The sequence below is a fragment of the Synechococcus sp. R5-13 genome (assembly GCF_047462015.1).
GTDB lineage: Bacteria > Cyanobacteriota > Cyanobacteriia > Thermostichales > Thermostichaceae > Thermostichus.
The window spans coordinates 1-9,335 of sequence record NZ_JANSIL010000026.1 but is presented as its reverse complement, the minus strand read 5'-3'; the positions used below and the strand labels follow the sequence as shown (position 1 = coordinate 9,335).

Below are 9,335 nucleotides of genomic sequence, written 5' to 3'. Positions count from 1 at the left end.
CGAAACTTAGCTGTCCTCTGGGTCAGCTAGGGATTGGGATAAAGCCCGCACCCTGCGCATAGCGCGGGTGCCGGGTAGTTTACTCGGCGTGGCAGCTCATCGACTTTCCAGGATCGGGCTATGCTGGACTGAGGACTACACCCATCTCCCTGTTGCTATGCGAGACCTTCTGCGCGACATCCTTCGGGACTGCTCTGGCTTTGTGGAACTGCGCTACCACAGCAAGGTGTTCCGCAGCATCACTGCCGAGAAGGGCCGCCTTGAGCGCACCGCGGTTCGTCGCCGTTCCGGAGTGGGGGTGCGGGTGTTGGAGGCCGGCACTTGGGGCTTTGCTGCCACCGGGGATCCCTCGCCGGCTGCCGTTCGGGAGGCCATCGCTGAAGCTCGCCGTGCCGCCCAAGCCAGCGCCGACTACCGCAAACAAAAGCTGGGATCCCTGCCCAGTGTGCGGCTGGCCCAAGGGGAGTTCTGCGAGCCCGGTGTGGAGGAGGTGCTGAATAAGCCGCTGGAGGCGAAGATCCAGTTGGCTCTGGAAACCGAGGCGCAGGCCCGGCAGGCCTCTCGCCAAATTAGCTCCGCCAGTTGCACCTACAACGAGATTTACGAGGAAAAAGCCATCGTCACCACCGATGGGGCGGATGTGGCCTTTCGTCTGGTGCGCCCCGAGCTGCGAGTTCAGGCGGTGGCCGAAGCTGCCGGCCAGCTCAGCAGTGGCTCCGAGGCCATTGGGGTAACAGGGGGATGGGATTGCCTGTTCCGCTCGCATCCCTTGCAGATGGCGGAAAAGGCGGCTGCTACCGCGGTTGATTTATTGTCCGCAGGCTACGCAGAAGGGGGATGGGCCACGGTTATTCTGTCGCCTTCCATCGTGGGGCTGTTGGTGCACGAGGCCATTGGCCACACGGTCGAGGCGGATTTTGTTCTGGCGGGTTCTGTGGCTGCCGGCAAGCTGGGGCAGCGGGTGGCCAGCGACTGGGTTACCCTCAAAGACTCCGGCCATTCAGAGTTTATGCCGGGGGCAGGGGGAACCCTTCCTGTGGACGACGAGGGCGTTCCTACCCAAAGCACCACCATCATCCAAAACGGCATTCTGGTCAGCTATCTCCACAACCGCGAAACTGCTGCCCACTTTGGCGTAGAGCCCACCGGCAATGCCCGCGCCTGGGAATATGCCGATGAGCCTTTGATCCGCATGCGCAACACCTTCATTGAACCCGGATCCCAAACGCTAGAGGAAATCATCGCCAGCACTCCCGATGGCTACTTCCTGGATGGGGCCAGGAACGGGCAGGCGGACTCCACGGGCGAGTTTATGTTTGGGGTAGAGCGGGCCTACCGCATTCGCGATGGCAAGCTGGCGGAGTTGCTGCGCGGTGTCACCATCACCGGCAATGCTTTTGAGGTGCTGCAATCGGTGGATGCCGTCTCGCGGGACTTCCTGTGGGACTTGGGATCCGGCCATTGCGGCAAGGGTCAACCGGCCAAGGTGGATGCAGGCGGCCCTTACATTCGCTGTCGGGCCATTGTAGGTGGGCAACAACCTGTGTAGTTATTCCCTTGGCGCTCCACAGCTAGCCCAGAGGTGAAGCCTACAGCTCGCTCTGTAAAGGGGACTGGCAGGCCAGCTCCAGGACTACCGAAAGCTGCTGGCCAGGAGCTACACAGAAACTCTGTCCTGCCGGCACGACTGACTGTGGGGGAGTTCACAGAACAGCCAATCCGTCCGCAAAAATTAGGGATCCCCTCACCTGCGGGGATCCCAGATGGGGTACTGGATCAAACCTTAGCGAGGGAAAACCACCTGGGCTCGCAACTCGCCCGGCGGGTTGGCCTGCGTGTGAATGTTGATGTAGTAAGCTCCGGCCAAAAAGCTGGAGACTTGCTCAGGGGTGAGGTTGGCTTCCAGTCGGAAATTCCCCGACTGATTGCCTGGATCGGCAACATGTTCAAGACAAAGACCACCGGCCCTGTGGCCTGGGCGAAAGATTGTCCTGGCTGCGGCTGAGCAATGTGAATATGTCCAGGGCCAAAGTTAGCAATGGGTAGAAGTGGGGTTGTGAGATTTGTAAAGCTTCCTTAACCGCTGAGAAACAAGACAGCAACCAGGCAAAAGCCGCAAAAAGCCTCGAAAATTGAACGAGGCCGAAGGGCAAAACCGATCAACAACATGGAAAAAAGCTCCTCGGTCAGAGAACAGGCTAAATAAGGTACGTATCAGGCCAAGCTTCGGATTCATCTCTGGGTTTAAAAGACGGCGACATCACTGCTACCGAGAGACAAAAATCCCCACCCTGTGGGGGTTGGGGGATGGTGTAGACTGCACGCGGAGCAGAAATCTCTGACCGTACCTATAAAGTTGCGGAGAGGGGGAGAGGGTTCACCCAGGCACTTTCCCCAAGCTCGGTTCAGGATAGATCTGTCTATCCTCTGGCCGAGGCGGCCAAAGCAGAGTTCATGATCGGCCAGAACCAGTGGGGCCGCATCAGGATGACGGTGTCGATGACGTGGATGATGCCGTTATCGGCTTCGATGTCGGCTTGGATAACGGTGGCGTTATTGACCTCGAAAACGTCCCCTTCGATCAACAAGTCGATGGGAGATCCCTCTACCGAGCCCACACTTTGGTACTTGGCCAAATCTGCCTTTTTCAAGCGGCCGGGCACCACGTGGTAACACAGGATGCGAGTCAGTTGGGGGATATTTTGCACCAGGGTGGTGATGGTGCCAGGAGGCAGCTTGGCAAAAGCCCCATCGGTGGGGGCAAAAACGGTAAAGGGGCCAGGGCTTTTGAGAGTGTCTACCAGGTTTGCCGCTTTAACGGCAGTTACCAAGGTGGAAAAGCCCTCAGCAGAGACGGCAATATCGACAATATCGGGCATGGCCGGGATCCTTTTGCTGTGAAGTTGTTGCTAACTGGATTGCTGCTCGAAAGGCTTTGGGATCATTAAAGTTGCCACGGGCTAGCGATAATTCTGATCCTGAATGTAGGCGAGGCGGGCTGCTTCCCGGATCCCATATTCCGGTCGGGTGAAGCGATTGAGTTGTCCCTCAAAATAACGGCGGTTCATCATCAAGTGCCGTGGATTTGGATCATCAAGGGGATACAAGAAAGCGGCCCTTCCCGCCTGAATCACGGCTGAGGTGACGTTGTACATGGAGCGCTGGAAGCTAACCCCCAATTGAATCAGCATGTCCTCTTCGCCGCGGCAATGCTTGCGATAATACTCCACCAAATACTGGGGCAAAAAGTGGTACATATCCTGGTGCAAGAGCGTGGGCGGGATCCCGGCGGTGCCCACCGGAAACTTATCGGCGTAGAGGATCCCGTAGTGGAAGTCCAACTGGTTGGTGGGAACTTCGTTGGCCTGGGCGTTGTAGGACTTAGTGCCGCGGAAAGGAGAGGTGCGATAAAACACGGCCTCTACATAGGGGAAGGCAGCCTCATATAGCCAGGTGAATCCTTTGGATTTGGGCACAATATCGTACCATTCTCCCCGAATACGCACGCGGTGGTAGATGGGTCGTCCGGCAATGGCGAAGATCCCGTTGACCAGAAAGTTCATCGCCTCCGGCACGCTGGTGATTTTGCCTTCATCGTAGAGATCGCTCATCTCAAAAAAGACCGGAGCCATCACCTCCCAAAACAGGCCCAACACCGAGTACATGGTGGCCTGGCGGCACAGCTCCAAAAACATATCGGGGAAGAGCTTGTATAGCCCCATCAACAAGGGGTTGCCCTGGCAATAGGCGCGGATGGCGCGGTCGGCATTTTGCTTGTATTCTTCGGAATCCATGTAGGGATCCAGCAAGCCCCCCATATCCCGGTGCCAGAGCATGGCCCGCATACATTCTTCGGCAAATTCCATGTTGATGCGGTCATGCCAGAGGTGATGCAAAATCCTGGGCAGCTTGCGCTTCAGCTCCCCCTTTTCCATAAACTCCAGCAGCTCGGGATGGGCCGTAGCCTGGCCTCGCCAAATGCGCAAATCCGCGTTATCCCCCGCGTAGTGGTTGGCCAGCTTCAGATACTCTTCAGGAATGATGAACTTGAAAAAAGGCAAGGGATCCACAAACACCTGCTCGGCAATGTAGAGCAGATCCCGCCAGTAGAAATCCATCGGCACGGCATAGGCTTTGTAGAGGCCGATAATTTGCATCAGGTTTTCCGGCGTATCTGGCAGCATGGATCCCCCAGCCTCCAAGCGGTGGACTACATCCGCAAAAGGATGGGTAGAAGGGGGAAGCTTGCGGGTTGTAAGGGTTGTCGTCATAGAAGAAGTCTCCAACTCTTCAAAAGTTCTGGCTCCTTGAGGTCATTCCCTGGGATCTCAATTCCTGGAAGTTTCCCGATTGCCTTGATCTGCTCCAGAGAAGGCAGCCCAGCTCCCTAGGGAGAATCGGCAAGATCGCCAGCCGAGGCCAGGATAAGCGTTTGCGCTTGAGCCACCTGGGTGGATAGGGTAAAGGCCAACGGTTGCGGCCATTTCACCAGGTTCATGGGCTGGATCCCAAACCAAACGATCAAGGCCGTCAAAATCAGCCCTGGGATCCGCTCCCAGCCATGCACGCGCGGGTAGTAGGCGGTGCGGTTGTCCAACCTGCCAAAGCAGGTGCGGTTCAGCAAAATCACAAAGTACACCGCCGTCAAGCCGGTGCCACAGATGCTGATCAAAGTGGGCAGAGGAAAATCTTGGTAGCTGCCCTGGAAGATCAAAAACTCCGCCACAAAGCCCACCAGGCCAGGGATCCCGGCGCTGGCCATCCCCCCCAAGATGAGCAGGGCGCTCACTGTGGGCAAGCCCCGCAAGGGGTTGAGCAGGCCGTTGAGCACATCCAGATCGCGGGTTCCCACTTTGCGCTCCACCAAGCCCACCAGATCAAACAGCAGCGCCAAGATGAGACCATGGGAGACCATCTGAACCATCGCCCCGGTCAGGCTAATGGGGGTGGCTGCCGCCATGCCCAGCAAGATGTAGCCCATGTGGCCAATGGAGCTGTAGGCCACCATGCGCTTGATGTCTTTTTGGGCGATGGCTGCCAAAGCCCCGGACAACACGGCAATGGCTCCCCACCAGGCTAGGATCCCGCCCAGGTCGGCCCAAGCTTGGGGAAACAACTGCAGCCCAAAGCGAAACAGACCGTACGTGCCTAACTTGGAGAGGATCCCTCCCAGGAGGATGGCCACTGGCGGCGACGACTCCCCGTATGCATCAGGCAACCAGGTGTGGAAGGGGATCAGCGGCATCTTAATGCCGAAAGCCACGATCAAGGCCAACAGCGTCAAGGTCTGGGCAACAGGGCTGAGAGAGGTGATGCGGATCTCCAGCAGCTCAAAGCTATGGGGATCCCCCAGCCAGTAGATGGCCAAAAAGGCCCCCAACAGAAAGATGGCGGAAACGGCGGTGTAAATCAAAAACTTGATGGCAGCATAATCCCGCTTAGGGCTGCCCCAAATGGAGATGAGCAGGTAGATCGGGATCAGCACCAGCTCGTAAAACAAGAAGAACAAAAGCAGGTTCTGGGCAACAAAAGCCCCGTTGACCGACCCGCTCATGAACAAAATGCAGCCGTATAAGAGGTTGGGCCGCTTCACCTCTGGCTCAGCTGTCAGCACCGCAATCAGCGTGAGCAGCCCATTCAAAGCCACCATCAGCAGGGAAAACCCGTCCAGGCCCAGGGAGTAGCTCAGCCCAATTGCCGGGATCCAATCCCACCGCTGCACCCATTGCAGCCCTCCCGCTTGCAGGTCGAAGTTGGCAAACAGCAGCAGCGAGATCACCAGCGGGATCCCGGCCAAGGCCACCGCCAGCTTTCGCCCCCCCAAGCCTAAGAACAGGAGCAGGGATCCCAAGATCGGCAACACAATCAAGGCACTCAGCATGGTCTTTTCCCTCTTTATCTAAGGACTCCGTCCCGCTACCTTGCCCAAGCCTAGAGAATCAGCCAGCCCAGCAGGGCCACCCCCACCACAATCGTCAGCACGTAGGCTTGCAACTGGCCAGAGGTGGTGTATTTCAAAACCTGTCCACCCGCCAATACCGCCAAGCTGGTCAAATTTACCAAGCCGTCTACCACATAGCGGTCGAACAAGGCTGTAACCTCAGAGATGATGCGTACCGCAAACACCACACTGGCCCGGTAGAGCTTGGGGGTGTAGAAGTCGTTGGCCAACAGATCCTGCCAGTCGGCCAAGAAGGCCCAGTCCACCGGCTGCCGCTGCGGACGCAGATACAGCCAGGCTCCCAAGGCAATGCCTGTCAAGCTGGATCCCGTCATTACCCCAACAGGGATCCCTTCCAGAGCGGGAATCAGACCTAGTGCCGCTAGGATCATGGGCATGTGCAGCGCCACCCCCATCGTGACCGTCATGGGCAGCATCATCGGCCAATGCACCTCCGGCGAACGCTCGCTCATCTGCTGCGGCTTGCCCCCCCAGATCAGGCCAAACACCCGTGTCAGCCCTAGGGCCGTTACAGCATTGGTGACCAGCACGACTGCCGCCCACAACCCCTGCCCCGATTGCACCAACTGCTGCCACAGATCCGTCAGCACCCAAAAGGAACCGAAAGGCGGCAAAGCGATGATTCCGGCCATTCCGGTCAAGAAGCACAGCCCTGAGATAGGACGCCGCGACCACAAGCCTCCTAGATAGCGCAAATCCTGGGTAATGCTGTTCCAGATCACCGTGCCCGGAGCCATCACCAACAGAGCCATGGCCGGAGCATAGGTCAGCAGCAACCCATAGGCTTGCTGGGGATGACCGGTGCCCACCGCCACAAAGATCAAGCCCATGTAGGCGCTCACCAGATAAGACAAAGCTCGCTTGGCGTCGATCTGGGCCAAAGCCACTAGGGATCCCCCCACCGCCGTCAAGCTGCCGATAGTCAGCATCACCTTCAGCACCGTTGGGGAAAGCTCATAGAGGGGTTGCAGGCGAATCAACACCCAGGCCCCCGTGCCCACCACCACTGCGTTCCGCAAAATCGAGGCCGGGATCGGCCCTTCCATCGCCTCATCTAGCCACAGGTGCAATGGGAACTGGGCACACTTGCCCACCGGGCCAGCCAGCAACCCCAGCCCCACCAGCGCAATCAAGGTCGGATCCACAGTGGCAGACCCCGCCTGCACCGCCTCAGCCCAAGCCGCCAAATCCTCAAACTCCCAGGATCCCGTCAGGGGATAGATGGCGATCACTCCCATCAAAAGCAACAAGTCACCGATGCGCTTGGTTAAAAAGGCGTCCCGCGCCCCTGTCACCACCAGCGACTGGTTAAACCAAAAGCCCACCAACAGGTAGGTGCCCAGGGTCAAAATCTCCAGGATCACGTAGCTGAAAAAGAGGGAGTCGCACAAAGCCAAGGCGCACATCCCCCCCTCAAACAGGCCCAGCAGGGAGAAAAACCGCGCCCAGCCCCAGTCCATTTCCATGTAGCCAAAGCCGTAGATCTGGGCCACCAGGTTCAGCCCCGTCACCACAGCGCAGGCCCCCAGAGTTACCGATGACACCTGCAGCGGCAGCTCTAACATCAGATCCCCTACCTGTAGCCAGGGCAACCGAATGACCTGCGCCGGCTGATCCCAAATTGCCACCAGCGCCCCCACGCTGTGCAGGAAGGCCATCAACGTCAAGAGCGCATTCAGATAACCTGCCGGACGTGGTCCCGTGCGCCGGGTGATTCCTGGGGACCAGATCAGCGCTCCCGCCCACCCCACCAAGGCGTAGAGGGGAATCAGCCATGCAGTTGTGACCAGCCCGTTCAAGCTCATAATCCTCCTTCGGCCAGGGATCTTGGCCAAACTGGAACACTTGCTGAGATCCTGTAAAAAATCTTAAGCAGCATCTTAGCTGCGAACCGAGATAGATAAAAATTGAACTTTCCGATAAAAACTATAGACAAAAATCTATAGTTCAAGCAGGGGGAGCAGAATAACCTCTGTCGTTGTCACCCCCTCACTCTCTAAAGCGTAGATGGAAATGAACCCCTTGGGAACTCAGGATCCCCGGCTGCGCAGATACCGTGAATGGCTCTAGGACATCCCCGAAGTTCTGCTGCCCTACTTCCGGTCTTCGATAGGCTAACGCAAGCAGGATCCCGTTCACCTCTTCATCCCAAGGCTACCATCGTAAGTCCCTGTGAAATTGCCAAGAAGATGAAGACTGAGAACAACGACTTAGAAGGGCGTTTTGACTTTGGGTTGCTTGACCTTTAGCTCGCGAAGCCGTTTCAACATCTTCTGGAAATACTCCGCTAGGTAGTCCTCAAGAGAGGTCAGAGAGGCCAGTTCAATCCCCAGGGTTTCGCATACAGGCGTCATATCGGCGTGCATGGGTTCTTTGGCCGCGATCACCTCCACAAACGCCAGCCGGTCGGCAATGTTCCAGCTCCACTGAAAGAACTGCGCCACCTTGCGCGCCCCTCGCAGTAATCCCAGCGGCATGGTGCTGACCTTGGCCTTTTTGCCGGAGAGCTGCTCGCACAAGGCGATGACTTCTCGGGCCGTCCAAGCCTTAGGCCCCACCAAGGGAAAGATTTGCTGCTTGGCAGCTTCTACAGTGAGAGCTCGCACCGCAAACCGGGCTGCATCTAGGGTGTCTAGGTAGGCCGTTGGCATGCCCTCGCCGGTTACCCAGACGATTTGTTCTTCCAAGATGGGGATGGCGTACTGGCCGATCAACCCCTGCATAAAGCCCGCTGGCCGGAAAATGGTGTAGGGCATCTGGGATCCGATCAAATACTTCTCGATGTGATGCTTGAAATTCATCAGGGGCACGTTGGGGTACTCGTGGTGGGCGCCCATAATGGAGAAAAAGATAAAATGCCCTACCTGGGCAGCCCGTGCCGCATTGATCAGGGCAACCTTGCCATCCCAGTCCACCTGACGGGCGCTGAGGGTATCGGTCACCCGCACCGTGGCACAGTCGATCACCGCCTCGATGCCTTCCATGGCGGAGTTGAGGGTGCTGGGCTGAAGCAGATTTCCCACTTTCAGTTGAGCGCCCCATTCACTCAAGAAAGCAGCCTTTGCCGGATTTCGCACCAGACAGGTGACTTGATGTCCTTCTTCGATGGCTCGGCGCACCACCTGACGGCCCAGCGTTCCCGTCGCCCCCACAACCAGCACGTTCATAAAATTATCATTTCTTAACCTTAGGCTTAGTCTATCAGACCGACACAGCTCCCAACACAATCCAACACAACTTTGAGGCAGCGACAAAATGGGGATCCTCTGCCAAGCCGGCTTTGAGGGATCCCCAAAGTTGGGTAGTAAACTACCCGGCTCCGACCGCTAAGCGGTACGGAGCGGGCTTTCAGTAGCCCTGAGCCTGCTCTGCT

Annotated in this window: 7 protein-coding genes; 1 reads left to right on the top strand and 6 read right to left on the bottom strand. The window is 57.6% G+C overall.

What is annotated here, in order from left to right:
• Positions 1–157 precede the first annotated feature (157 nt).
• Entirely contained in the window at positions 158–1,549 is a 1,392-nt protein-coding gene (locus NW840_RS02345; protein WP_414342184.1) for a TldD/PmbA family protein, read from the top strand.
• 234 nt (positions 1,550–1,783) lie between these two features.
• On the opposite strand, the gene NW840_RS02340 is transcribed toward NW840_RS02345, so the two are convergent.
• From NW840_RS02340 to NW840_RS02315, 6 genes are all read right to left on the bottom strand, one after another.
• Positions 1,784–1,906 (bottom strand): CHRD domain-containing protein, encoded by a 123-nt coding sequence (locus tag NW840_RS02340; protein ID WP_414342186.1) that lies wholly within the window; start codon positions 1,904–1,906, stop codon positions 1,784–1,786.
• A gap of 514 nt (positions 1,907–2,420) precedes the next feature.
• Complete coding sequence (locus NW840_RS02335; RefSeq protein ID WP_011434417.1) at positions 2,421–2,879, bottom strand: fasciclin domain-containing protein; 459 nt, start codon at positions 2,877–2,879, stop codon at positions 2,421–2,423.
• 81 nt (positions 2,880–2,960) lie between these two features.
• Positions 2,961–4,271, bottom strand: a complete 1,311-nt coding sequence (locus tag NW840_RS02330; protein WP_414342182.1) for a CO2 hydration protein — start codon at positions 4,269–4,271, stop codon at positions 2,961–2,963.
• Between the two features lie 116 nt (positions 4,272–4,387).
• A complete protein-coding gene (locus NW840_RS02325) occupies positions 4,388–5,881 on the bottom strand; it encodes an NADH-quinone oxidoreductase subunit M (protein ID WP_414342180.1) in 1,494 nt (497 codons plus the stop codon).
• A gap of 50 nt (positions 5,882–5,931) precedes the next feature.
• Positions 5,932–7,767 (bottom strand): NAD(P)H-quinone oxidoreductase subunit F, encoded by a 1,836-nt coding sequence (locus NW840_RS02320; RefSeq protein ID WP_414342178.1) that lies wholly within the window; start codon positions 7,765–7,767, stop codon positions 5,932–5,934.
• Between the two features lie 405 nt (positions 7,768–8,172).
• The gene (locus NW840_RS02315) at positions 8,173–9,129 is read right to left on the bottom strand and encodes an NAD(P)H-binding protein (protein WP_414342176.1); all 957 of its coding nucleotides are present in this window, start codon (positions 9,127–9,129) and stop codon (positions 8,173–8,175) included.
• Between the last annotated feature and the right edge of the window lie 206 nt (positions 9,130–9,335).